The 25373-nt window shown below is 73.2% G+C and carries 18 protein-coding genes and 1 pseudogene; 7 read left to right on the top strand and 12 right to left on the bottom strand.

Annotation, left to right across the window (positions count from 1 at the left end; translation table 11 throughout):
• Positions 1-224: 224 nt before the first annotated feature.
• The 5 genes from ACZ55A_RS10830 to ACZ55A_RS10810 all read right to left on the bottom strand — a co-directional run bounded on the left by ACZ55A_RS10830 (position 225) and on the right by ACZ55A_RS10810 (position 7427).
• On the bottom strand, positions 225-1511 hold the full coding sequence (locus ACZ55A_RS10830; protein ID WP_468837939.1) for a hypothetical protein: 1287 nt from the start codon (positions 1509-1511) through the stop codon (positions 225-227).
• A 37-nt stretch (positions 1512-1548) separates the two neighbouring features.
• Positions 1549-3663, bottom strand: a complete 2115-nt coding sequence (locus ACZ55A_RS10825; protein ID WP_468837298.1) for a hypothetical protein — start codon at positions 3661-3663, stop codon at positions 1549-1551.
• Between the two features lie 421 nt (positions 3664-4084).
• Entirely contained in the window at positions 4085-5722 is a 1638-nt protein-coding gene (locus ACZ55A_RS10820; protein ID WP_468837295.1) for a transporter, read from the bottom strand.
• Positions 5719-6474 carry an ABC transporter ATP-binding protein gene (locus tag ACZ55A_RS10815; RefSeq protein ID WP_468837936.1) on the bottom strand — a complete coding sequence of 252 codons (756 nt, stop codon included), beginning with the start codon at positions 6472-6474 and terminating at the stop codon, positions 5719-5721. Before ACZ55A_RS10815 ends, ACZ55A_RS10820 begins: the two co-directional genes overlap by 4 nt.
• Positions 6475-6755: 281 nt before the next feature.
• A complete protein-coding gene (locus ACZ55A_RS10810; protein WP_468837292.1) occupies positions 6756-7427 on the bottom strand; it encodes a bifunctional DNA primase/polymerase in 672 nt (223 codons plus the stop codon).
• A gap of 447 nt (positions 7428-7874) precedes the next feature.
• Between ACZ55A_RS10810 and ACZ55A_RS10805 the strand changes: the two genes are divergently transcribed.
• Positions 7875-9269 (top strand): transcriptional regulator, encoded by a 1395-nt coding sequence (locus ACZ55A_RS10805; RefSeq protein WP_468837290.1) that lies wholly within the window; start codon positions 7875-7877, stop codon positions 9267-9269.
• A gap of 223 nt (positions 9270-9492) precedes the next feature.
• Positions 9493-11277 carry a hypothetical protein gene (locus ACZ55A_RS10800; RefSeq protein WP_468837287.1) on the top strand — a complete coding sequence of 595 codons (1785 nt, stop codon included), beginning with the start codon at positions 9493-9495 and terminating at the stop codon, positions 11275-11277.
• A 75-nt stretch (positions 11278-11352) separates the two neighbouring features.
• Here the strand turns inward: ACZ55A_RS10800 and ACZ55A_RS10795 are convergent, their stop codons facing one another.
• Positions 11353-12702, bottom strand: coding sequence for an ABC transporter substrate-binding protein (locus tag ACZ55A_RS10795; RefSeq protein ID WP_468837285.1), 1350 nt, complete (start codon positions 12700-12702; stop codon positions 11353-11355).
• Positions 12703-12873: 171 nt separating this feature from the next.
• On the opposite strand from ACZ55A_RS10795, the gene ACZ55A_RS10790 reads away from it, so the two are divergent.
• Positions 12874-13332: an SCO4402 family protein gene (locus ACZ55A_RS10790; RefSeq protein ID WP_468837282.1), complete on the top strand. Its 459-nt coding sequence runs from the start codon at positions 12874-12876 to the stop codon at positions 13330-13332.
• 32 nt (positions 13333-13364) lie between these two features.
• A complete protein-coding gene (gene purU, locus ACZ55A_RS10785) occupies positions 13365-14264 on the top strand; it encodes a formyltetrahydrofolate deformylase (protein ID WP_468837280.1) in 900 nt (299 codons plus the stop codon).
• 45 nt (positions 14265-14309) lie between these two features.
• Here the strand turns inward: purU and ACZ55A_RS10780 are convergent, their stop codons facing one another.
• Together ACZ55A_RS10780 and ACZ55A_RS10775 are read right to left on the bottom strand one after the other, a co-directional pair.
• Positions 14310-15842, bottom strand: coding sequence for a zf-HC2 domain-containing protein (locus ACZ55A_RS10780; RefSeq protein ID WP_468837278.1), 1533 nt, complete (start codon positions 15840-15842; stop codon positions 14310-14312).
• A gap of 152 nt (positions 15843-15994) precedes the next feature.
• Positions 15995-16563: pseudogene (locus tag ACZ55A_RS10775) on the bottom strand (sigma-70 family RNA polymerase sigma factor); the annotation flags it as partial.
• A gap of 521 nt (positions 16564-17084) precedes the next feature.
• Between ACZ55A_RS10775 and ACZ55A_RS10770 the strand changes: the two are divergent.
• Positions 17085-17459, top strand: coding sequence for an STAS domain-containing protein (locus tag ACZ55A_RS10770; RefSeq protein ID WP_468837275.1), 375 nt, complete (start codon positions 17085-17087; stop codon positions 17457-17459).
• A 55-nt stretch (positions 17460-17514) separates the two neighbouring features.
• Here the strand turns inward: ACZ55A_RS10770 and ACZ55A_RS10765 are convergent, their stop codons facing one another.
• The 4 genes from ACZ55A_RS10765 to ACZ55A_RS10750 form a co-directional block, all read right to left on the bottom strand.
• Positions 17515-18645 carry a sensor histidine kinase gene (locus tag ACZ55A_RS10765; RefSeq protein ID WP_468837933.1) on the bottom strand — a complete coding sequence of 377 codons (1131 nt, stop codon included), beginning with the start codon at positions 18643-18645 and terminating at the stop codon, positions 17515-17517.
• 65 nt (positions 18646-18710) lie between these two features.
• Positions 18711-19373, bottom strand: coding sequence for a response regulator (locus ACZ55A_RS10760; RefSeq protein ID WP_468837273.1), 663 nt, complete (start codon positions 19371-19373; stop codon positions 18711-18713).
• Between the two features lie 429 nt (positions 19374-19802).
• Positions 19803-20840 carry a hypothetical protein gene (locus ACZ55A_RS10755; RefSeq protein WP_468837270.1) on the bottom strand — a complete coding sequence of 346 codons (1038 nt, stop codon included), beginning with the start codon at positions 20838-20840 and terminating at the stop codon, positions 19803-19805.
• A gap of 130 nt (positions 20841-20970) precedes the next feature.
• A complete protein-coding gene (locus ACZ55A_RS10750) occupies positions 20971-21441 on the bottom strand; it encodes a hypothetical protein (protein WP_468837267.1) in 471 nt (156 codons plus the stop codon).
• Between the two features lie 205 nt (positions 21442-21646).
• Between ACZ55A_RS10750 and ACZ55A_RS10745 the strand changes: the two genes are divergently transcribed.
• Both ACZ55A_RS10745 and ACZ55A_RS10740 read left to right on the top strand, forming a co-directional pair.
• Complete coding sequence (locus tag ACZ55A_RS10745; RefSeq protein WP_468837265.1) at positions 21647-23521, top strand: serine/threonine-protein kinase; 1875 nt, start codon at positions 21647-21649, stop codon at positions 23519-23521.
• 130 nt (positions 23522-23651) lie between these two features.
• Positions 23652-25340, top strand: coding sequence for a succinic semialdehyde dehydrogenase (locus ACZ55A_RS10740; protein ID WP_468837262.1), 1689 nt, complete (start codon positions 23652-23654; stop codon positions 25338-25340).
• Positions 25341-25373 lie beyond the last annotated feature (33 nt).

The following is a 25373-nucleotide window of genomic DNA, read 5'->3' as shown; positions in this document are numbered from 1 at the left end:
GTGTGTATGCGAACGGCTGTGTCCGCGGAGCATAAGAGCGGGCATTCTGCTTTGTCGAAACGCTTACGTCACAACCAGGGCAGCCTATCGAGGAGATTCGCGGCAATGTCCCGAAAAGCCAGGCAGGTTCTCCGGTGCTTCTGTCCAATTGCGCGGTGAATTCGGCTGCCTTGATAAGGCGTCAGTAATTTCACATCAGCCCTGGCAGCTGCGGTCGCGCGGTCCTACCCCAGGGTGCGGGTGAAGTCGCCGCGCTGGACGCGCCCGGCGAGCGAGTCGCCATCACCGGTGAGCAACGAGCCATAGCCGGTGGCCGCCCAGAGGCTGTCCTCGGCCGGGACCTCGAAGTACGGGACCGGGCGGCCGTCCAGCCGGTCGGTGAGCACTTCTGGTGCGCGCCGGGTACGTACGGCACGCAGACAGCTCTCACAAGCGGCCACCCGCAGCTGCTCACGGCGGCCCAGGGGCCGCCACGGTATGCGGCGGACCGCGGGCCCGTGCAGCGGATGGAAGAAGCACAGCGGGAGGGCGACCGGAGCCGTGGACAGCGCCGCCCGGCCCTCGGCGATCAGCGCGAACACCCCCGCCAGATCGGCGGTTCCACGCGCCCGGTCCAGGACCGTGCCGGCCGCGGCATAGGCGTCCAGGGCCCGTTCGACGGCCGTGGGGTCGCCCTCGGCGGCGCGCGCCTCCTCACCCAGCCGTACGACCTCCTCGTTCGCGCGGTCGCGGAGCCCGGCCTCGTCGGCCTTCCGGGCGGCGGCGAAGACCGAACGCGGCAGTGCGAACGGCGTCGAGAGATCACGCAGTCGCGCCCGCCGTCGCAGCAGCAGCCCCGCCGCGGCCACCAGCAGCAACGGCCCCACGACCAGAGCCAGGACCCGTACGAGCGGGGAGCGCTGCCCGGCGCCCTTGCCTCCCCGGTCTGCGCCGTCCCCCTCGCCCGGCCTGGGCGTGGGGGATCCCAGGCTGGCGGCGGTGGCCTGCTCGTACACCTTGTCGCCGTTGCCCGCCTTGATGATGCTGATCGCGCGGGCGACGCGCTTGGCCGGCCCCGCCCCCTCCATGTCGTCCTGGAAGAGGACCGCGGCGGCGGCATGGAACGCCTGATGGCTGTCCGACGGCCATTCGCGGGCGGCGATGTCCCCGGGGGAGTCGCCGAGGGTGATGAGGATGGACGGCCCGCCGCCCATCCGGTCATGGACCACCTCGGCCAGCTGCTCCGGCTTGCCGCCCCAGCTGTCGCCCTCGACCAGCGGCACCAGCGCGACCCGGATGGGCAGATGCGTCCCCCGGATCTGGCGGACCAACTGCCGCTGCTGATCCGCGTCGACGGCCGTGGCCAGGGACGGATCGACGTAGACGGGGGAGCCGCGCAGCGCATCGGCGATCTTCTGCCCCGGGCTCTGCCGCCCCGTACTTCCGTCGGCGGCCGCACCGGGCGCCGCCGCGCCCAGCAGCAGCGCGACGGACGAAGCGCCGAGGGCAAGGGCGGTCGGCAGCCGACGCATGGCCGAGGACCGCTGGGCGCCGGAGAGGGGGGAGGGGTCAGTGCACACCGAAGTACTCCCGTACATCGCGGGTGAGTTGATCGATTCCGGCGCCGTCGCCGAGCGCGGCCAACGGTCCGGTGAGTGTGGCGTACGGGACATACGGACCACGCCCGGCGCTCCCCGGAGAGCGCAGCCGCAGCACCGGTCCTGGCGTCACCCGGCACGCCTCGCACACCGGCAGCGACCGCGCCCGGGTCCGGGAACCGTCACCGGCGTCGGGTCGTATCTGTGCGCGCCGACGGGCCGCGCCGTGCAGCGGATTGCGGTGGCAGACGTGCTGTGCGGCGGCCGGCTCGTCGACCGCGGTCCGGCCGGCCCGGGCCAGCACGATCGCGCAGGTCAGCGCGGCCGGTGTGGCGTCGCCGTCGATCCGGCCGTCGCTGTCTCCGTCGATCAGCAGCGCCGCGGCGTCCAGGCACTCCCACGCCCGCCGGTGGGCGTCCTCGGGCAGCGCGGCCGCCGGCTCCAGCGCGGCGGTGAGGGCGTCGAGCTCCTGCCGGGCGGTGCGCCGCAGCCACGACAGCGACGGCCGGCCCGGGGCCGCGGCACCGGCAGCCCCGCCGGATGCGCCGTCCGCCGTCCGCCGGCGGCGGGTGATCAGCCGGGCGACACCGCATACCGCCGCCACCAGCCCGAAGACCAGCCCGGCCAGGAAGGTGCCGACGACCAGTCCGGGCTCGAAGTCCCCGCTGAACAGCCCGGGCAGCGCCTGCTCCTTGACGGGGTCCTCGGCGGGCCGCGGTTCATACGGCGGGCTTCCCGCCTTGGCCTTGGGGGACTTGCTGACGTAGGTCAGCAGCTGGTCGAGGCGACGGCCGAGGGCGTGGTCGTCGGCGGACTGGGAGTACGCGAGCTCACGCGGGCGGTCGATGAGGTACATGGCGTCAACGTGGGTGCCGTAGTTGACGAGGTCGATGCTGCCGGTGTCCGGCTCGGCGAGCACGATGAGCAGGTCACGGTGAAGCCGGTCGTGCAGCGTCTTGGCCAGCAGGTCCGAGTCGCCGCCCGACTCGTCGTCCGGGCTGCTGGGCACGGCGGCGATCACCACCGGGATGTCCAGCGCACGCAGCCGCTTCCGGAGGTGCGCGCGCTCGGCGGAGTCCAGCACGGGCGGGCTCTCCGGGTCGAGATAGAGCGGGTCGCGGCGCAGCCCGTCGGCCAGCCTGTCGATCCGGGCCCGCATATCGGCGGGCGTCGGCCGGGAGCCGTCACCGCTGGTGGTGTCATCGAAGACCTGCGACGCGGTGAAGGCGATCAGCCCGCCCAGCACGGAGGCGGCCATCAGCAGAGGCAACAGCCGGCTACGCGGAAACGGCCCCGGACCGCCGACGGCCTTCCCGCCCTTGCTGCCCTTCTGCCCGGCGCCGCCCGCCTTCCGGCCCCCGCCGGCCTTCTCCCCGCCGCGCGCGGCCGGTACGGGCACGGCCCCGCCCGCGGACGCAGCACGCCGCACCCGCCGCCGCTGTAGCGCGTACACCGTGATCAGCAGAGCCGTCAGCGGGATTCCGCTGGCCGCGAGGCCGGTCACAAAGCTCTGGTCCTCGCGGTCGGTCCGGTCGGTGTGCAGAGAAGGCGGCCCGTCCACCTCGTCCGAGGAGGCGGCCTGCGCCTCCTCCGCGCGCTCGCGCGCATGCCCTGAGGTGACCACCTCGACGAAGTGCCGGAACACCTCGCGAGGGGTGGCGTCGTACGGCAGCCCGTACAGCGTCGCCCGCCGCGCATCCTCGGCGCCGGGCACGCTCACGCCGTATGTCTGCACCGCGTCCAGGCCCGAGTCGGTCAAGGCGACATACAGCCCCTTGCGGCCCAGCCGGTCATGGACACCGGCGAGCAGTGCGGAACCTTCGGCGCCGTAGGAGGAGTTCGGCAGGACGATGACGTACGCCGGAACGCCCAGCCGCCGGGCCTGCCGGGCGAACTCGGGCGCCGTCGACCGGGGGACCTCGCGCGGGAGCTGGTCGCTGATGTAGACCGGGCTCTTGCGCAGCTGCTCGGCGAGGTAGGCGGTCTGCGTCGGGGTGTCAGGACCGGCCGGTGCGGCCTGCACCGCTCCGGCGCAGAACAGCACTGCCAGCCAGCCTGTCACCAGCACGATTCCGGCGCGCAGCACCGCCCCCACCACCCCTCGTTCATGTCGTCGCGATGACGCTACCGCCACCGCGCGCAGGCCGGTGCAGCCTGTGGATAACTCCACGGGGCGGTGCGCTGCGGTAGCAGCGGGCCGCGCTGGCTACGGGCCGCCGTGGCGACGGGCCGCGGTAGCAGCGGGCCGCGTTGGCCACGTGCCGCTGTGGCCGCAGGCCGCGGTAGCCGCAGGCCGCCGCCGGGGCGTCCCCCGCCCCCTCCCCCTCCTCCCCCTTCGGGGGAGGGGGCGGGGGTGGGTTCGGGGGTGGGGGGGAGAGCGGAGGTGGCCGTCCGTGCCCTACGTGGAGGGCCCCTGCCTCACCCCTTCCGCGCCCGCCGGCGAGCGCAACGCCGCACCGCCCGACGCAGGGAACCCGGCCTCAGTACCGGCCTTCCCCCAACCCCTCTCACCCCTTGCTGACCGCCGTGAGGATCTCCGGCAGACGCCGCGCCACCCTGGGTGCCGCCAGGCGCAGGCCCAGTTCGGCGACGCCCACGCCGTAGATGACTCCGACCGGCAGCAGGATCCACAACAGCCCGTGGAGGCCCGCGATATGGAGCCAGATGGTCAGTCCGGCCAGTGGTGCGCACAGCACCGCACCGACCACCACTCCGCCGAAGAGGCTGAACCAGGCGATGGCGCCCTGACCCGGTGCGACGTTCTTGTTGCTCTCCGAGGGGATCGAGTACGGGGCGAGTGCCGACGACAGGGCGCCGGTGGCCAGCAGCGCACCCAGGAGGGCCAGCGAGAGCCCGTACACCTCCAGGAAGTCCGACCAGGGCCCGATGAGCGCCGCGGCGCCGACCACCACCAGCGTCACGAACGGCACGGCCACCAGCGTCAGCGTCAGTGCCCGGGCCCGCAGCTCCTGATAGGCGTCCCGTGGCGTGGCGATCGTCGAGGCGACCATCCAGAACGCGGAGGTGTCCTGCCCGAATTGGTTGTACATCTGCGTCCCGAGCAGCGCGGATGCCGAGAACGCGGTGAAGATGCTGCCCCTGCCCTGTACGGCGGAGACGACCGGCACCAGCAGGCCGACGCCGAGCGCGGTGGCCCAGGCCATCTTCGACTTGGGGTCGCGCCATGCGTAGCGCAGCGTACGGAGCATGACGGTGCCCGTACGCCCGTCCGGGAGCAGCCGTGCGAGCCCGCGCTCCCCGCTGCCGGAACGGCGCGCGGTGTCCTTCTCCACCGCCTGGAGGGTGGAGGAGTCCGGCGAGGTCATCAGGGTGGTCAACGTCCGCTGCCACCACCACAGCAGCAGCGCCAGCGCCAGCGCCGTCAGCGCCAGACCGGCCAGTGCCCGCCCGTACGCACCCTGACCGGCGTCCTGGACGGCGCTGACCGCCGAGGCCGGCGGCACCCAGCGCAGCACCTCGCCCAGCGGCTCCAGTACGGACAGGCCGTCCGGCGTGCCCAGCTTCTGGGCGGCGATGTTGACGCCCTGCCCGCCGAGCGCGATGAACAGACCGCCCAGGACGGCCAGATCGCGGCCGCGGCGGCTGGTCAGCAGCCGCACCGAGGCGGTGGCGATGGCACGCGCCAGCGACACGCAGACGAGCACCACCAGGACGACGGCCAGGACGCCGACGGCCGCCGCGGCCGGTCCGTCGGCCAGCGCGATCACCGAGCCGGTCACCAGGGCGAGCGTGACGACCGGCCCGATGCCGACGAGGGACGCCGTCAGCAGCGAGACGATCAGCGGCCGCGGCCGCAGCGGCAGCATGACCAGCCGGGTCGGATCCAGTGTCTCGTCGCTCGCGGGGAAGAACAGCGGCATCACCGCCCAGCCCAGGGCGAGGATCCCCGTGAACAGCACGACCAGCGCGCCCACATGGGGGTTGCCGCGCAGCGCGATCAGTCCCACCACGATGCCGGCCGCGAACAGCAGGCCCACGAGGACGGACGCGATGTAGGCCAGCGCGCGCCCGGGGGACTGGCGCAGCCCGTTGCGCAGCAGCGACAGCTTCAGCCGTACGAAGACGGCGGTCAGGGACGGCGCGGCGGCTGCCTGCGGCGCCGTCGCGGCGGATTCCGTACTCATCGGGCGCCGCCACCGCCCAGCCAGTCCAGACTCTGCCCGGCGCCACGGTCGTTCGCGCCGACCAGTTCGAGGAAGGCGTCCTGCAAGGAGGGCGCCGCGCCGCGCACCTCCGCCAGCGGACCGTCCGCCCGGATCCGCCCGGCGGCGATCACCGCGACCCAGTCGCACAGCGACTCCACCAGCTCCATCACATGACTGGAGAAGATCACCGTCGCGCCGGAGGCGGTATAGCGCTCCAGTACGCCGCGGATGGTCTGCGCCGACACCGGGTCGACGCCCTCGAAGGGCTCGTCGAGGAAGAGTATTTCGGGGTTGTGCAGCAGCGCCGCGGCCAGCCCGATCTTCTTGCGCATACCGGTGGAGTAGTCCACGACCAGCTTGTGCTGGGAGCCGGACAGGTCGAGGACGTCCAGCAGCTGGCCGGCCCGCTTGTCGACCTCCTCGCCCGGCAGGCCGCGCAACCGCCCCATGTAGCCGAGGAGTTCGCGCCCCGAGAGGCGTTCGAAGAGCCGCAGCCCCTCGGGCAGCACACCGATCCGGGACTTGACGGCGACCGGGTCGCGCCAGACGTCGTGCCCGCCGATCTCGACCTGCCCGGAGTCCGGCCGCAGCAGGCCCGTCACCATGGAGAGGGTGGTGGTCTTGCCCGCGCCGTTGGGGCCGACCAGTCCGATGAAGCGGCCCGCGGGCAGCGTCAGATCGATGCCGTTGACGGCGATCTGCTCGCCGAACCTCTTCCACAGCCCCTGGATACGGACCGCGGGCGGGCCGGCCGCGGCACCACCGGGGGCCGTGGCCGGCCCGCCCGGAGAGGGGGCCGATGCCTGCGGCGCCGATGCCGGTGCGCCCCCGGCCTGCTGCTGCGGCGCGCCCCGCTCCTCGTTGTGTTGCGGCTCGTTGGCCACCGGTCCTGCCCTCCGACGTCCCCGCAGGAGCCCCCCTGGCCCCCGTCCGTCGTCCCACGATACGAGCAGGCACCGACAATCCGGGCGGCGGTCGCGCACCGGGCGACGCCTTCGCCGCCCCGCCCCGGTCAGCGACCGCGTTTCGCCACCGCGTCCTGGGCGCAGGCGTACGCGAGCGGACTGATCAGCTCCTCGGCGTCCGGCAGCCAGCGGTTGGTGGCGGTGGGGCGGCGCGCCCACTGCACCGAGCCGTGCGAGCCCACCCGGGTCGGCGGTGCGGCGATGTACTCGCCCTCACCGCGGCAGATCAGATCGAGGCCGGCCGGTGACCAGCCGATGGCCCGTACGAGAGCGGGGACCTTCACCGAGGCACCGGGCAGGACGAGGAAGAGCATCCGGCGGTCCGGTGTGCGGGTGACCGGGCCGAGCGTCAGCCCCATCCGCTCCATACGGGCCAGCGCCAGGCAGCCCGCCGTCTCGGGCACATCGAGCGCTTCGAAGGTCCGGCCCGTCGGCAGCAGGATGGAGGAGCGCGGCTGCTTGCTCCACATACGGCGGACCGCGGTCGCGCTGCCGCTGGCCAGTCCGGCCCAGCCGGGTGCGGTGGGGTGCGCACCGGGCGCAGCGCAGTCATCGGCGCCGCACGAGCAGCGCGGCCTCTCGCCGTCGTGCTCCAGCCATGCGCCGGGGAACACGTCCCAATGCCGTTCTTCCGCGTAACGCACCGCAGTTTCGAGCAGCTGCTCGCCGCGCTGCTTGGGGATCTGCGCGGCTCCTGTGACTCCTATGGTGTCTTCCACGCAGAGGACAACTCTCCGTGTCACCAAGGGTTACGCCCGAATGGATGAACTCCCCGGCGCATAGTTCTCGCACGTGGGGCGCATGGGTGCACCGGTGGGGGCGCGCATGCGGGCGGGGCCCGGGAAGCGGGTAGCCACCAGCTTGACGGGCGGAGAGGCCGCCCGGCGGCAGGCCGTGGTGCATGAGGGGGAGGCCCTGTACGACGGCGCCGCTCTCCCTGCACGGACACCGCCGAGCCCGTCCCCGGCGAGCGCGCTGCGCATGTGATGTCCCGAAGGTGGCACAAACCGCTCACTAATCGGCATCCGTTGCAAAGCACTTATCGCTCCGATCCTGCCTATCGCACGTATCCGGGATCTCTCGGATATCCGGGATATGCGCGGGGCATCGATCACGGGGGACGGCGTTCGACGGTGAACGCGCAGCAGCAATCAGGGGGTACAAGCATGGCCGCCAGGCCACTCGTCGCGCGGCAGCCCAATGAGCGGCTGCAGGCGCTCATCCAGGAGGCCGCGTGCTCCAATGCGGGGCTCGCCCGCCGCGTCAACATGTGCGGCGCGGAACACGGACTCGACCTGCGCTACGACAAGACCTCGGTGGCCCGTTGGCTCCGCGGACAGCAGCCACGCGGCCGTGCCCCGGCCGTCATCGCCGAGGCACTGGGCCGCAAACTGGGGCGCACGGTCACCATCGACGAGATCGGGATGGCCGACGGAAAGAACCTCGCGTCCGGGGTGGGCCTTCAGTTCTCACCGACCGTACTGGGGGCGATCGAGCAGGTCTGTGAGCTGTGGCGCAGCGATGTCGGACGGCGCGACTTCCTCAGTGGCTCGACGGTCGCGGCCTCGGCCCTCGTGGAGCCCAGCCGCGACTGGTTGATCACCGGTGCGGACTCCCAGGTCGCCCGGAACGCCGGCGCCCGGGTGGGGGTCTCGGACGTCGAGGCGGTCCGCGCCATGACCACGGCGCTCAGCGAGCTCGACCACCGCTTCGGCGCGGGCCACGTCCGGCCCGTGGTGGTGCACTACCTCAACAGTGTCGTCTCCGGGCTGCTCGCCGGCTCGTACCGCGAGTCCGTGGGGCGTGAACTCTTCGCCGCCGTCGCGCGGTTGACGGAACTGGGCGGCTACATGGCCGTCGACACCGGTCAGCCCGGCCTCGCGCAGCGCTACTACATCCAGGCGCTGCGGCTGGCCCAGGCGGCCGACGACCGCGGCTACGGCGGCTATGTGCTCGCCGCGAGCATGAGCCACCTCGCCGCCGCGCTCGGCAACCCGAGAGAGATCGCCCAACTCGCCCGCGCCGCACAGGAAGGCGCCCGCGGGCATGTCACCCCGCGCACCGAGGCGATGTTCTGCGCGGCGGAGGCGCGCGGGCACGCCCTGATGGGCGACGGCCGGGCCTTCCAGGCGGTGGCCGGCCGGGCGGTGGCCGCGATGGAGCGCGCCGAAGGGGCCGCCGACTCGGGGGACGACCCCGTGTGGATCGCCCACTTCGACCAGGCCTATCTGGCCGACGAACTCGCGCACTGCCACCGGGACCTGGGGCAGCCAGCGCCCGCGGCCCAGCGCGCGCAGGAGGCACTCGACCGGCACCCGGAAGGACGGGCACGGCGCCGCGCCATCGGTCTGCTGCTGCTGGCCGGTGCCCAGGCCCAGCAGCGCGAGGTCGAGCAGGCCTGCCATACGGGTACCCAGGCGGTGGAGCTGCTGAGCGGGCTGCGGTCGGACCGTGGTTCGGAGTATCTGGAGGACTTCCAGCTGCGTCTGGAGCCATATCGGGACGAACCGGTGGTGCGGGAGTTCAGCGCACGGCTGGACCTGCGGGCCACGGCCGCCTGAGCGATACCGCGGCGGTGTGCCGTCGAGCCGCCGCGGTATGAACCGGGACATCTGGTGTGCGGCAGGCCGTGGCGGTGTGAGAACGGCCTCACGGGAGGGGGCGGGCCGGGGCGGGCCCGGCGGTGTGCCGGGGGCGGTGACCAGGCGACGTGGTCGAACGTCGCTGCGAACCGGTAGCGTGCAGCCGACGATTCCGTAGGTCTGCACGTTGGTAGGAGTCACGGTGACGCAGAGCGGACAGGGTCCCGACCCGCAGAATTCTGCGGCCGGCCCCGCGCGAGAGGGCATTGTGCTGCCCGCTAACGGTGAGCCGTACGTCCCCGACCAGCAGGCCGCCCCCTCGGCCGGACAGCCGTGGGGACAGCCCTGGGGGCCCGGCCAGCAGGCCGCCCCCGAGCCCGGCGCCGCCCCGCAGCCGTACGGGCAGCAGGGCTACGGGCAGCCGCCCGCCGAGCCGCAGGGCTACGGCGGGCAGCAGGGCTACGGCCAGCCCCCGGCACAGGCCTCCCAGGCCGGCCCGCCGCAGGCGCAGCCCCCGTCCCAGTCGCCGGGCCAGCCGCAGTACCCGTCGCAGCCCCAGGGCGGCCAGGGGTTCCCGCAACCGCCCCAGGGTCACGCGCCCCAGGGCCCGCCGCCGCTGCCGCCGTCGATGCCCCAGCAGGCACCGCCGCAGCCGGGCGCGCCCGGGGCGCTGCCGCCCGAGAACCCCTCCTACGGGGGCCAGCCGTACGCGCCGGCCGGCCAGCAGCCCGCACCGCAGCCGTACGGCCACGAGCCGCAGCCCCAGCAGGGCCCCTCCGGGGAGCTGGTGCGGGCCACCCCGCAGACCGGGGCGCCGCTGCCGCCCGCCGCGAACGACGCGGAGGCCACCACGGTCATCCCGCCCTTCAACGACCGCTCCGGCGGCCCTGGCGGCGCGCTGCCGCCCGAGGGCGCCACGCGGCCCGAGACACCCGACGAGTCCACCACGATGCTGCGCGCCGTGAAGCCGGGCCAGGGCAGGCCCCAGAGCCCGTCCCAGCCCATGCAGCAGTCCCAGCCGATGCCGGGCGCCGGCGCGGGGGGCGATTCCGAGGCGACCCAGCTCATCTCCCCGGTGGGCGCCGGTGGGCCGACCCCGCCTCCGGGCGCGCCCTTCGGTGTCCGTCCGGGTGCCCCCGGAGACCGCCCGACGCCCGCCGAGTTCGACGGTCTGTTCCGCGACGGGCCGGCCGCGCAGCAGCCCGCCTCGCCGGACTCCACCGCGCAGCTGCCCCGCTTCGAGGACCCGGGCCGGCCGCCGTACGGCGGACCGGGCCAGGGCCATGGCCAGCAGTTCCCGCCCGGTGGCGGCTATGACCAGCAGCCCTCCTACGAGGAGGACGGCGGCGGCCGGCGCGGCCGGCTCGCCCCGGCGGCGCTCATCGGCATCATCGTCGTGGTGCTCGCGGGCGCCGGCCTCGGCGTCGGCTGGGCGCTGAGCGGCGGCAGCGACGACACCGAGAAGAAGGGCTCCACAAGCGGCGCGACCACGGCCGCGAAGGAGAAGGACGAGCCGAAGCCGACCACCGACCCCGCCGAGGCCCAGGCCAAGGCCCTGGACGCGCTGCTGGGCGACAGCAACAACAGCCGTTCCTCCGTGATCGGCGCCGTCAACAGCATCAAGTCCTGCGACAACCTCGGCGGCGCGGCGAAGGCCCTGCGGGCCGCGGCCGGGCAGCGCAACGATCTGGTCAAGCGGCTCCAGCAGCTGCCCGTCGACAAGATCCCCAACCATGCGCAGCTGACCGCGGCGCTGACCAAGGCCTGGCAGTCCTCGGCCGCCGCGGACAACCACTACGCGGCCTGGGCCGGCCAGGTCGGCGGCAAGAAGGGCTGCCACAAGGGCAAGGCCCGGCTCACCGGGCAGACCGCCCAGGGCAACGCCGCCAGCGGCCAGGCCACCCAGGCCAAGAAGCAGGCCGCACAGATCTGGAACCCCCTCGCCCAGAAGTACGGCCTGACGGAACGCCGCCCCGAACAGCTCTGAGAGCCGGTACGCACCCGGCACCGGGCACCTCCGCGCGGCCCGCGCGGGGGAGCGGCCCCGACCGGGCGCCCCGGTTCAGCCGTCCGTCCGGCGCCGTTCCAGCGTCCTGGTGACGTTCACGAAGCCGTCCTGGGCGGCGACCAGTTCGCCGTCCCGTACGACCTGGTACGTCACCATTCCGTTGACGATGCGCGGGAAGTCCTGGACGGCCAGCATGTCGTCGTCGCGCCAGCGCAGTTTCGGGGTCAGCCCGCCGGTGTCGATGGCGCGGCCGCCGCCGTCGAGGGCCGCCTGAAGGCTGTGCGGGGTGATGTCCTCGACGCCCTCGTCGTCGAGCTGCTCGATCAGGGCGCGCAGCACGGTGTAGGCGATCCACGTGGTCTGGACGCCCTGGTCGGCGGGGTCGATGCGGTTGTCGTCGAAGGCGAAGTCGGTGATGACCTTGCGCATCGGATTCCAGCGGGGGTCGTCGGCGACCGGGTACCAGCCGGTGATGTCCGCGCCCTCCAGCGGTCCTGACCGGCCGCCCGTACGGTTGACCAGCGCCTGGCCGACGCTGCCGAGTACGGAGGCGACCCGGACCCTGGGGCCGTCCTCCTGGAGGCGCCGGAACGAGTCGAAGAACGCGTCCGTGTGGTCGCCGAGCGAGGCGGTCACACAGGAGCCGGGCGCCTTGCCGCCGGCCTCGGACGTCCCGTAGACGGCCGGGTCCGCGCCCACCTCGTCCAGGGCGCGGGTCACCTGCGGCGAGTAGTCGGTGCCGTCCTCGGGCGCCTTGATGTCCTTGGCCGGCTTGCGGCTGCCGCTCTGGAGGCCGGAGTTGAGCAGGGACGGCATCTTGTCGCCCTGGATGGTGTCCGGGCGGACCAGCGCGACGCGCCGGCAGTCCCGCGCCAACTGGCGGCCGTTCCCGGCCAGCAGGGACGCCTGGCCGCCGTTGACGGGGTAGGACAGCGGGCTCTCGAACTCCTCGTCGGAGGCGCCGTAACCGCCGATGAAGGGGATGCCCTTGACCTCCAGCGGCGACATGAACTGCCGGCCGAACTGGCTGTAGGAGCCGACCACGGCGACCGCGTCGTTGTCCACCGCGCGCTGCGCGCACTGCGCCGCGGACACCGAGTCGTTGCGCTCGTTGCAGGTCAGCACCCGCAGGTGGTGGCCCTTGATGCCGCCCTGGGAGTTGACCCAGCGGGCGTACGCCTGCGCCATGGCCGGCATTCCCGGCATATTGGTCGCCTTGGTGTCCTCCGGCGCCCAGGTCATCACCGTGAGCGGCTCCTTCTCCCCGGAATCCCCCGATCCGGGGAGGGAGCCGCAGGCCGCGAGCAGCGAGGCGATGGCCGCCCCCGACACCACCACGGCGGTGATGACGACCGCGGGAGCACGTCGGAAAGGGCGGGAGGAGGAGCGTCGCCGTCCGGTCATGGCACCGCAGCCTTCCGTCCTGCCCGGAACGTGTGAGTGACGAAGGGATAACGGATGGTGACGTCGAGGTGAACTCCGGGGGGCTGCTCGAGATCGTTTGCGCGGAACGTACGATCGACTGCTGTGCAGGGTTCGGAGAAGTCTTCCCGTCGAGGCCGTCGCTCGACCACCATGGGCGGCATGCCACTCAACGACATGCCGTGGTGGCGCTGGCGCAGCAATGTGCGCTCTGCGCTGCACATGCTCTCCGACCCCGTATTCCAGCAGGAGACCTGGCTGGCCGGCCGGCCAGGTTACGGAGACGTCACCGACGCCGTCTACCGGCTCGTCGAGGACACCTGGCTGGACAACTGGTCCGCCGACAAGTACGTCGGCACGATCTTCCGTGACGCCCAGGAAGCACAGCTGGTCGATGTCGCCGTCCTGCGGGTGCTGCGGATCATGCACCAGGTCGGCGCGGACGCCCCGGTCACCGCGTACATGGCGCACCAGGGCTGGCCGGAGGCCGTACGGGCGGCCCGGGAGGCCCATGTGCGGCTGGCGGCGGCGGACGGCGAGGACCCCGATGCCCCGCCGCGCTCGCTGGAGGTGCTGGCCATCATGACCGGTCAGGCGGAAGCCCCCGCCTGACCTGCTCCGCGGGTGTGCGACCCTATGAGGTCATGAGCGAGTCGCAGCCCACCCAGCCCGGTCAGCCTGATCACCACGGCCGGAACGACCAGTACGTCCTGACGCTGTCCTGCCCGGACAAGCAGGGGATCGTGCACGCCGTCTCCAGCTACCTCTTCATCACCGGCTGCAACATCGAGGACAGCCAGCAGTTCGGCGACCACGACACCGGGCTGTTCTTCATGCGGGTCCACTTCAGCGCGGACACCTCGGTGAGCCTGGACAAGCTGCGGGCCAGCTTCGCGGCGGTGGGCGACTCCTTCGGCATGGACTGGCAGATCCACCGCGCCGACGAGAAGATGCGGGTCATCCTGATGGTGTCCAAGTTCGGGCACTGCCTGAACGATCTGCTCTTCCGCTCCCGGATCGGTGCGCTGCCGGTCGAGATCGCGGCAGTGGTCTCCAACCACACGGACTTCGCCGAGCTGGTCGGCTCGTACGACATCCCCTTCCACCACATTCCGGTCACCCGCGACACCAAGGCGCAGGCCGAGGCGCAGCTGCTGGAGCTGGTGGAGGCGGAGAACGTCGAGCTGGTGGTCCTCGCCCGCTATATGCAGGTGCTCTCCGACGATCTGTGCAAGGCGCTGTCCGGCCGGATCATCAATATCCACCACTCCTTCCTGCCGAGCTTCAAGGGCGCCAAGCCGTACCACCAGGCGCACGCCCGCGGTGTGAAGCTCATCGGTGCCACCGCGCACTACGTCACCGCGGACCTCGACGAGGGCCCGATCATCGAGCAGGAGGTCGAGCGCGTCGGCCATGAGGTCACGCCGGACCAGCTCGTGGCGATCGGCCGGGACGTCGAGTGCCAGGCCCTGGCGCGGGCCGTGAAGTGGCACAGCGAGCACCGCGTGCTGCTCAACGGCAGCCGGACCGTCGTCTTCGCCTAGGGCAGCCCACCGGCCCGCCCAGGACGGCTCACCGGCCGGCAGGCCTCACAGACGGGACAGCGACGCGGTCGCGAAGAGGACATCGCGGATCGCGTCGCGCTCGCCGTGCTGCCCCGCTGCGGCCTCCGCGGGGGAGATATGGCCGGCGGCCAGCTGGCAGAACTCGGCGCTGTCCAGGGCGATGTGCGCGACGATGTGGTCCGGTGTGCCGAGGGCGGCCGGCGAGTCCAGCGCTATGTACCAGTGGCCGCCGCCGTTGCCCTCGACCTCCAGATGGAGCGTACGGCCCGGGGCGCCGGCCTCCACCAGCCGCTGCGGCGGTGAGGCGAGCCCCGCCCTGCGGCGGTCGGCCAGTGCGCTGGGCAGCAGCCGGGCGGCCAGGTCGACCATGCGGTGGAGATGCGCGGCGGCCGGGGCCTCGTACGGATAGTCCACCGCCTCCGCGATATCGCCGGCGTGCACCCAGCACTCGAAGGCGCGGTCCAGGAACGCATCGCGCAGGGCGAGTCTGAAGTCCCCGTACGGCACCGCGAGTTCGGCGACCTTGCTGCCGGCGAACGACACCTGCCGTATCAGGGAGTAGCTCTGGTCGCGCCATGGTCCGTGCGTGGCCGTCGGGCTCTGTGCCTCGTCGGCCGCCCGCCAGAGCGTCTCCGTGCGGACGAGGGGCGCCGGGGTGCCGGGCGGCGCCGCCGTGCCGAGCGGGTCGGGGAGGCCGAGCGCGGTGGCGACCAGGCCGTCCACCGCCATCAGATGCCCTATGACCCCGGCGACGGTGGTCTCCCGTTCCACCGGGCGCTCGCCCTCGAACCAGCGCAGCCGCACCGGGGCGCGCCACTCCGATTTCCCCATGTCGCGCAGCAGCGCATCCAGTTTGGCGGTCTCGGCGTCATACGGAACCGCCCACTCGGGCACCGGGATACGGGCCGGGCGGCGGCCCAGGCAGCCCTCCAGGACGCGGGAGCGCAGCAGGGGATCGAGGTCGAGGCTGTCGGCGGGGTGCAGCAGCCCGACCGCATCGCGCAGTCGCAGTGCCTCGTCGGCGCAGGTGGCGCAGTCGGTCAGATGCTCCTCGACGGCGGCGGTCTCCTCGGCGGAGCAGGCCGACAGCGCCCAGGCGCCGAGCAGCGACTTGAGGACGCGGTGCGGCGGGGCGGGCATCGGCGCGGACAGCGGGGCGGGTGCGGGGTCGGCCATGGGCTCGGTGGCGGGCTCGGTCACGGGCTCGGTCACGGGGTCGGCCACGCGCTCGGCTTCCGGGTCGGCCACGGGCTCGGCTTCCGGTTCGGGCCGGGGGCCGGAGCGCGGGACGTCCTCGGGCCGGAGGTCGGCCTGTGCGTCGTCGTCGGGCTGGGTGCCGGCCTGCGGGGCGTCGTCGGGCCAGGAGCCGAGCTGCGGGGCGTCGTCGGGCCGGGGGCCGGCCGCTTCCGCATCGTCCGCCGGATCGCCGAGCGGAGCGGGAGGGAGATCGGGCAGCGGGCCGTGGTCCTCGGCGGCGGCCCGTGGTGCCGGTATGCGCGGCCGTTCACCGGGGCTGCCGGGGAGCTCGCGGCCGTCCCACTTGTCCGGGCCGTTCACAGCGCCCGTCCGTGGCCCGGGCCGGGCGGTGCGGAGGAGCCCGGGCCGCTGCGCCGGGTGTGCGGCGGGCGTGGCGCACGGGGCGCCACAGGGGTGGCGCGCACCGTGCTCGACGCGTACGTCGTGCGGTGGGCGGGCGGCACGGTCTGGTGGTTGTGGGCGGTGGACAGCAGTTGGAGGCCCAGACGGAGCCGGCGCCTGGCCTCGTCCTCGGTGACGCCGAGGTCGGCGGCGGTCTGGCGGTAGTCCCGGCGCTGGAAGTACGCCAATTCCAGGGCGTCCCGCAGCGGCGCGGGCATGGAGGTGACGATGTAGTCGGCGCGGGCATGGAGGTGACGATGTAGTCGGCGCGGGCCGCGGTGGAGGCCTCGCGGATCTTCTGCTCCGTCTCGGCGGGCGCGGGCGCCTCGTCGCCGCAGTCGCGGGCCGAGGCGGCCTCCGTCTGACGCAGCCGCTGGACGGCCTGATGGCGGGTGACACCGGCGACCCAGGAGCGCAGCGGGCCCTGTTTGGGGTCGTAGGAATCCGGGTGTTCCCAGATGTAGGCGAACACTTCGCGGGTGACGCGGTCGGCGGCGTCCTCGTCGTCCAGGACGCGGTGGGCGAGGCTGTGGACGAGCGAGGCGAAACGGTCGTAGAGCTCACCGAGCGCGGCCGCCTCGCCGCGGGCGAGCCGCTGCTGCATCCGCCTGTCCCAGCGCGGTGGCGCGTCGTGTCCCATCGGACCCCCATCCCTGCCCGTCGCCTTCGAGCTCACACCTCAGCCGTCACTCCTGCACACGCCCGCGCCCGGATTGTGTGCACGCTCACAGAACTCCACCGTGCCCTCGAATGTAATGCGGGGGTCCGACAACGCACGCTCCTTTGCGGCAAACCGAGCCCTGCGGGGGATTCGGATGGTAGTGGCCTGACGGCGGGCGGCCTCGTTCTGTGGTGCTGCTGCCCCGGAGCGGCCGATCGAAGCTGCTCGATGTCGCTCGTTGTGGAGCGTCTGTGCTCGTATGAGTCGATCTGTTATCCGGGTGTGACCAGGTGTCGGCGAAACAACGGCCGTCCCTGGGCATAGCCTTGGGGAGAACGGCCTGTTGCGCCGTGGATGCGCCACGGATGCGCCGTGGACGTGCCATGGGTACGCACGTGTTTCAGGGGATCGAGGCCGGGCAGTCGAGCAACCGGGGATGGATGAGTTCCGGATGCAACCGGGCACATCCGGTCCGAAAGCGAGCGAAAGGCTTCGAGCGCGTGTCGTTGAAGGTGGCAGAGGACGAACAGGGCCGCTGGGCGGTACTCCAGGTCTCCGGTGAGATGGACCTGGTCACGTCGCCTGCGGTGCGCCAGCACGTGCACGACGCGGTGGCGGAGGGCCGGAGATCCCTCGTACTCGACCTCTCCGAGGTCCGGTTCTGCGATTCCAGCGGCGTCGGCGTACTGATCGCCGCCCGCCGTCTGATGCGCTCCTGTCAGGGGCGGCTGCGGCTGATCCTCCCTGCCCAGGGCGCCGTCGACGGTTCGCACGTCAACCGGGTCCTGGCCGCGCTCGGTGTACGCCGGCTCTTCGAGGTCTATCCGGATCTGCACACCGCCGTCGACGAGGCCGCCGCACCGCTCTCCGCCTGACGCGGCCGGACGACCCCACGGGCCGACCTCCCTCGCGCCACGCTTTCGCCCGCCTTCACCCTTTTTGTCCGGCTCCGTACGGGAATTCCGCCCGGACGACGAAGCCGCCGTCGGACGTGTGACGCGCCTCCAGCGTCCCGCCGAGGCTCTGTGCGCGCTCGCGCAGCCCCACCAGGCCGTGGCCGCCCCCCGGAAGCACGGGGACCGGCGCCGAGGCGTCCGCCGGACCGTTGCGTATCTCCACCCGCAGCCCCGTGTCCACCGGATCGACCCGCACCCGGACCCGCGCCCCGGGCGCATGCTTGCGGACGTTGGTGAGCGCCTCCTGCACCGTGCGGAACGCTGCCCGCTCCACGGTCTTCGCCCCCTTCGCATCGGCCACCACACCGCCCTCGTACGTCACATCGAGCGCGCTCATCTCGATCAGCCGCGGCAGCTCCTCCAGATCGGGCTGCGGTGCGAGCCCGCGCGCCTCCGCCGCGTCGTCGCCGTCCGCGCGCAGCACCCCGACCATGTGCCGCAGCTCCTCCAGAGTCCGTACGGACAGCTCCCGGATCGTGCGGGCACCCGCGCGCGCCGCCTCGTCCGCCGTACTGACCTGCACCGCCCCCGCCTGGAGGCTGATCAGGCTGACCTGATGGGCGACCACATCGTGCATCTCCCGGGCGAGCCGGGCGCGTTCGGTGGTCTTGACCCGGTCCGCCAGCAGCCGGTCCTCACGGCGCAGACTGCGGGTCAGGTCCTCGACGCGGGAGGCGAGTTCCCGGCGGGTGCGCATCAGCAGGCCCAGTGCGATCGGCGCGGCCGAGGTGACGCAGGCGTCGATCAGTACCAGGGTGTTCTCGCGGTACGCGCTGAGTTCGAAGTCGGAGATCGGGTACGGGAAGAAGTGCGCGGCGATCAGCAGCACCGCGCAGATCCCCAGCCTCGCCCGCCCCGGCCGCCGGACGGCCAGCGTGTAGAGCCCGATCATCGGCGCGAACCAGATGTAGCCGATGTACAGCCCGGGCAGGGTGAAGAGGAAGACCAGCAGCGGGAAGCGGCGGCGCAGCAGCAGGGCCGCCGCGGCGACCGCCGAAGCGCCCAGCTCCAGGGCGAGTTCCAGCCCGTTGACCAGGACCGCGTCGGCGATCGCCAGCAGCACCGGCACCACCACAGGGGCGATCCGCCGCAGCCGCCGCCCCAGCGGCCCCCGTGCGAACGCCCGCCCGGCCGCCGCACCGCGCGCGAGCAGCCGCCCGCCCGCGGAGGTCACCAGGCACCCCGCGGGGTCCCCGTCACCAGGCCCGCCCGGTCGGCGACGATCGCCGCCTGTATCCGGTTGATGCCGCCCAATTTGCCCAGCAGGGCGCGTACATGGTCCTTGACCGTACTGGGGGCCAGCCCCATCCGGTCGGCTATCTGGGCGTTGCCCAGCCCCTCGCCGAGCAGGGCCAGCACCTGCGACTCCCGCGGTGTCAGCCCGCTGACCGCCCTCGCCGCTGCGGCCTGGTCCTCGGCGGTCAGATAGCCCCCGATCACCGCCCGTGTCACCCCGGGGTCCAGCACGCTGCCACCGGCCGCCAGCGTCCGTACGGCCCCCACCAGTTGCTCCGGGTCGGAGTCCTTCAGCAGGAAGCCGGCCGCCCCCTCGCGCAGCGCCGCGGTCAGATACTCCTGGGCGTCGAACGTGGTCAGCATCGCCACGGCCGGCGGCTCCGGGGCGGCGCGCAGCCCGCGCAGCACGGTCAGCCCGTCGACGTCCGGCATCCGGATGTCGAGCAGCACCACCTCGGCACCGCAGCGCAGCACGGTCTCCACGGCCTCCGCGCCACCGCAGTCCGCGACCATCTCGATGTCCGGGGCGGTCCCCAGAATCATCCGCAGTCCCGACCTGACCAGCCGCTCGTCGTCCACCACAGCGACACGGATCACCGGCCGCCCCTTTCTGCTTCCTGCTGGTTCACACCCGTCCGACCTCGCGGAACCGCCCGGCGCTGCGCGGCTCCGCACCCCTGTCGCCCGGGCCCGCCCTTCGACGTACCTCACCCCCGCCGAGCGGCGGGGGTGAGCCCGCGACCTCGGGAGGATGCCATGAGGAGCCCCCCACAGGCAGAGTTGTTCACATGCTGCACCACTGAAGAGGCCACAAGCCCAGGACGCGTTGCAGTTCACACCGGCGGCCGCCGCGACCCCCACACGCGGCGGCCGCCTTTTGGCGTTGCGGGGGAGGTTCGGAGGGGGATCTCCCGCGCAACGCCTAAACCGCGCCGCCGAAACCGCGCCGCCGAATCCGGCGCGGACGCCGGGCGGGCACCCCCTGGGAGTACCCACCCCTGGGAGTGCCGGTGCCCCGCAAGCGCCCTACGGGCGCCCCGCCTGCGCCGTACGGAAGTTCTCCGCCCGCACCCCGTCGTACGGGCCGAAGCCGCGGCCGGTGGTCAGCACCACCACCGACGTCATCGCCGCTAAGCCGTAGGCCGTCGTCGCCATGGACAGCGCGCCCTCGGTGGTTTCGAAGGAGCGGTTGAAGAAGTCCGTGACGGTCAGCCAGACCACCGTGCGCACGGTCAGGTACAGCTCGACGGCGGCGAACACCAGCAGGGCGCCCCGGACATCGCGCCGCCCCCGGAAGGCCAGCACCCCCACGGTGAGCAGGGTGAGCACCGAGGCGGCGGTGGTGAACTCGGTGGATGTCGCCAGGTCCAGCGTGCCCAGGAGGGAGCCGTCGACCACTCCGCGCAGATAGTGCGCCACGTCCGTTCCGCCGGCCGTCAGGTCCCGTACGGTCCAGCCGAGCCGGGCAACGCCCATCAGGAGGAAGAGGACGCCGCAGATGCGGGACGGGCGGCGCCACCAGGCGTCCGGCCCCGCGGACTCCCGGTCGGCCGCGGGCCGGCCCCGCCGCCCTTCCGTGGCCGGGAGCAGCGCGGCCAGTACGACCAGCGCCACCACCAGCCCCAGACCGCGGGTGGCCAGCGCCCAGCCGCCCAGCGGGTCATGGCTGTACTGGTCGCGGTAGCCGCCGTCGAAGAGGCCCAGGCCCTCCCGCAGTGAGACCGCGAGCAGCAGAGAGCCCGACAGCAGCGCGGCGGAGCGGGCCACCCGCCGCTGCGCCAGCGCCAGCCCGGCGACCACCAGGAACACGATCGTGAAGGACCACTCGTAGGGGCCGAGCACCTGGGCGGCGGGGGAGGCGCCCGGGTTGAACAGGCCCTCCAGGAAGTCCCCTAGAGTGCCGTCCGCTTGGGCGATGCCGTACACCGTCCAGGCGAGCAGTGTGCCGGCGTAGAGCGCCAGGGACAGCCCGGTCGCCAGATAGGCGCCGCTGTGCTCGGAGGCGGCCCGGCCGGGATCGGTGCCAGGCCGGACGTCCACCGTTCCACCGTCCTGCATCACCATGACCGACCCCCGCTCCGCCTGTCGCAGGCGCCGTACCGGCCCGTCCCGTACGGCAGCCTCACTGTGTCAAGGACGGTGGGAGAGCCGGTGGAGGTTCCACCCCGTGTGTCGTGCGAGGCGATTCGTGTGTTCAGCGCACATGTCGTGCCGTCGCCGCGATGAAGTCCCTTATGCCCTGGCGGGTGGCGGCCCGTACGTCGTCCAGGGTGTCGCGGTCGCGTACCCGGTGCAGCTCGGTCACCGCTTCCATCACCTGCTCGGTGCGTTCCAGCACCGCGGGGTCGTCGGTCACCATCTGCGCCCGGAACATGGCCTCTTGGGCTGTGTAGCGGGTCTTGTACATCTCCTCGCGCAGCTCGGGGCTGTCCTCGTCGCAGCGCTCCTCCTCGTTCAGCACGAACCAGCGGTGGACGAGGATCCGGCGGTAGTCCAGCAGCGCCCCCGCATAGGCGCAGTACGCGTCGATGCGCTCCTGCCGGAGCCGTTCCGCGCGGGCGAACCGCTCGCTGCGGTCGGCGGCCCGGTTCTGGAAGAAGTGGGTGATACCGGACCCCAGCAGGGTGCCGATGACGGCCACCACGCTTGCCACCACTGCTTCCACGGCCCCGCCCCCTCTCGCCGGCTCCAGCAGGGTAGCCAGCCCCCCTCCCCGGGTGCCCGTCCGGTCCGCCCCAACGGGCGGGCGGCGGCGGGGAGAACGAGGCCCGGGGAGCAAGGGCCAGGTCAGCGGCGGTATGCCCGTCGGAGGGGGCGGGCACACGGGTGCCGCCCCTCCCCGGCGGGGGCCGGTGCGGCAAGATGGAGGCATGGGGATCTTCGGGGGCGAGGGCCAGCTGGTCGGTGGACGGTACCGCCTGGACATCAGACTGGGACGCGGCGGCATGGGGACGGTCTGGCGGGCCACCGACGAACTGTTGGGCCGTCAAGTAGCCGTAAAAGAGCTCCACTTGGACGAGGGGGCCGGGGCCGAGACGCGGGTGCAGCGCGAGCGGGCGATGCGCGAGGCGCGGACCGTGGCCCAGATCAAACACCCCAATGTGATCGTCGTCCATGATGTCGTCGAGCAGGACGGCCGGCCGTGGATCGTGATGGAGCTGGTGGAGGGCGCGTCGCTGGCCGACCGCCTGGACAGCGGCGGGCCGGTCGCCCCGCGTGAGGCGGCCCGGATCGGCGTCGCGCTGCTGGGCGCGCTGCACGCCGCGCACACCCGCGGGGTGCTGCACCGCGACATCAAGCCCGCCAACGTCCTGCTCGAGTCGGGCACCGGCCGGGTCGTGCTCACCGACTTCGGCATCGCCCAGGTCCCCGGCGCGACGACGCTGACCGACGCCGGCGGCTTCGTGGGCTCGCCCGAATACACCGCCCCGGAGCGGATGTCCGGCCGCGGCACCGGCCCCGAGGCCGACCTCTGGTCGCTCGGGGTGCTGCTGTGCGCCACGCTCAGCGGTGCCTCACCCTTCCACCGCGACTCACTGGGAGGGGTGCTGCACGCCGTGGTGTACGACGCGATCGAACTCCCCGAGTCCGCACGCCCGTTGCGCGCCGTCGTCGGCGGCCTCCTGGAGCGCGACCCGACGCGCCGACTGGGCGTCGCCGAGACCGAACAGCTGCTGCGCGGCTATCTCCGGTCGGGCCGCGCCCCCGAGCGCGGGGCGGACGGACACCTGGGGCCCGGCCACGGAGGCGGGGCCGCGGGCATCGCCGCCGAGGCCGTGGCCGGCGGCCCGGGCGGCCCCGGCTCCCATGCCCCTGCGTACGACGGGCCGGACGGCGTCCGCCCGGGCGAACACCCGCCCGGCGAAGCCCCGTTGGTCGTCGGCGGGCCGCCCGTCGTCCCGCCCGCCGTCCCGCCCGGCCCCGGCCGTACGCCCGCCGGCTCCGCCGCGCCGCCCGGTGACCGTACGGGCGGCCGTCCGGCCGGCCGCCCCCAGGGCCTGCCGGTCCGTGACGCGCTCGACGAACGGGCACTGGCCGCCGCCGCCCGCCCGCACACAGGCCGTGCCCGTACGGCGCTGCTCACCGCGCTCGCGGTGGTGCTGATCGCCGGCGCCGGCGCCGGCCTCACCGCCCTGCTGATGAACCAGGACACCGCCGACGAGGCCGGCGGCCGCTCCCAGCAGGCCTCGCACACCGGGGCCGCCAAGCGTCCGGCCACCGGGCGGACCAAGGGCCCGGGCACACCGGCCCCCACCGTCCCGGTCACCTCAGGGCCCTCCCCGGGCACCACCGGCACCCTCCCGGCCGGCTACCGCCAGGTCCGCGACCCGGCCGGCTTCGTCCTCGCCGTACCGGACGGCTTCACCCGCTCCTACGAGCACGACCGGGTCTACTACTACTCCCAGGGCAAGCGGTTCCGGATCGGCGTGCAGTTGCAGAGCCCGGTGCCGCAGGGGCCGCTCGGCGCGATGCGCACGGCGGACGCGGAGGGCCCGGCCACCTACCGCGGCTACCGCCAGGGCCAGGTCACCGAGACCACCCACAACGGACTCCAGGCCGGGCTCTGGGAGTTCATCTGGGACGGCAGTGCGCAGGACGGCGGCGCGCGCTACACCTACGACCTCAGCTGGGACGAGGGCGGCAAGATGATCGATGTGTGGATCTCCTCGCCGGTGGCCTCGCGCACAGAGGCCAAACGTCACTTCGACACCGCTCTCGACGCATTCCGGCTGACCGGGGCGTGACACCGGACGTTCCGGTCGTCCCAGACCAGAGCCATTACGGCCAGCAGACACTGGCGCGGTGCGGGGTGCCGCGGGAAAACCTATTACTCACGGGTACACAAAGCGTCCGGGGAGGAATACCCTCGCCGACATGACGGACTCGCAGGACACCGGAACATCCTCCTCCGCCCAGGCCCCCGCCGCCGAGGCGCCCGCGCCCGCACAGACCGCCGTGGAGACCCCCGCGGCGCCGGCCGGAGGAAACCCGGTCGCCCCCGCCCCGGCCGGCGCCCGCACCGCCGCCGAGGTGGTCACCCCCGAGCTCGCCGCCCGCCTCACCCGCGGCGTGGTCGGCACCGGCCGCACCGCCAACCACACCCCGTTCACCGGGGAGAAACTGGCCGACCTGCCGGAGTCCACCCCCGAGGACGTGGCCACCGCCTTCGAGCGCGCCCGCGCCGCCCAGGAGCGCTGGGCCAAGGTCCCGGTCCGGCAGCGCGCCGCCGTGCTGCTGCGCTTCCACGACCTGGTCCTGCGCCGCCAGGCCGAGGTGCTGGACCTGATCCAGCTGGAGACCGGCAAGGCGCGGCTGCACGCCCACGAGGAGGTGCAGGCGGTCGCCGTCGCCGCCCGCCACTACGGCCGCAAGGGCCCCGCCTACCTCAGGCCCAAGGGCCACACCGGCGTCGTGCCGACCCTCACCAAGGTCACCGAACTGCGCCACCCCCGCGGGGTCGTCGGCCAGATCGCGCCCTGGAACTACCCCCTCGAACTCTCCGTCGGTGACGCCCTGCCGGCCTTCGTCGCGGGCAACGCGGTGGTGATGAAGCCCGACACCGAGACCGCACTGACCGCACTGTGGGCCCGTGAGCAGCTGATCGAGGCCGGGCTGCCGGAGGACGTATGGCAGGTCGTGATCGGCGAGGGCCCGGTCGTCGGACCCGCCGTCGTCGAGCACGCCGACTACGTCTCCTTCACCGGCTCGACCCGTACCGGCCGCGAGGTCGCCCAGGGCGCCGCGGCCCGCCTGGTCGGCGTCTCCCTCGAACTCGGCGGCAAGAACGCCATGCTGGTGCTCCACGACGCCGATGTGGAGAAGGCCGCCGCCGGCGCCGTCCGCGGCTGCTTCTCCTCCGCCGGCCAGCTGTGCATCTCCATCGAGCGGCTGTACGTCCATGAGTCCGTCGCCGACGACTTCCTCCAGCGCTTCGCCGCCCGTACGAAGGCGATGCGACTGGGCAACTCCCTCGCGTACGGCGCCGACATGGGCTCACTGGTCGGCGAGCGCCAGCTTCAGACCGTCACCCGCCATGTCGAGGAGGCCGTCGCCAAGGGCGCCGAGCTGGTCGCCGGCGGCCGCCCCCGCCCCGACATCGGCCCGCTCTTCTACGAGCCGACCATCCTCGACGGTGTGCAGGCCCCGATGGCCGTCTGCGGTGAGGAGACCTTCGGCCCGGTCGTCTCCGTCTACCGCTTCAGCGACGAGGACGAGGCGGTGGCGCTCGCCAACGCCACGCCGTACGGCCTGAATTCCAGCGTCTGGACCAAGGACGGCCGGCGCGGCCGGGCGGTCGCGGCCCGGCTGCGCACCGGCACGGTCAATGTCAACGAGTCCTATGCGGCCGGCTACGGCAGCGTCCAGTCCCCGATGGGCGGTATGGGCGACTCCGGTCTCGGCCGCAGGCACGGCTCCGAGGGCATCCTCAAGTACACCGAGGCGCAGACCGTCGCCCACCAGCGGCTGATGCCGCTCGCCCCGTCCTTCGGGATGACCGACGAGAAGTACGCCCGGTTCATGACCCGCAGCCTGCGCGCCATGAAGGCGTTCCGGCTGAGGTGACAGTCCCGCCGTAGCCCAGCCACTCCGCCGAAC

The sequence above is a fragment of the Streptomyces sp. NPDC034111 genome, assembly GCF_055575375.1.
This window is presented reverse-complemented; position numbering and strand designations above follow the sequence as displayed.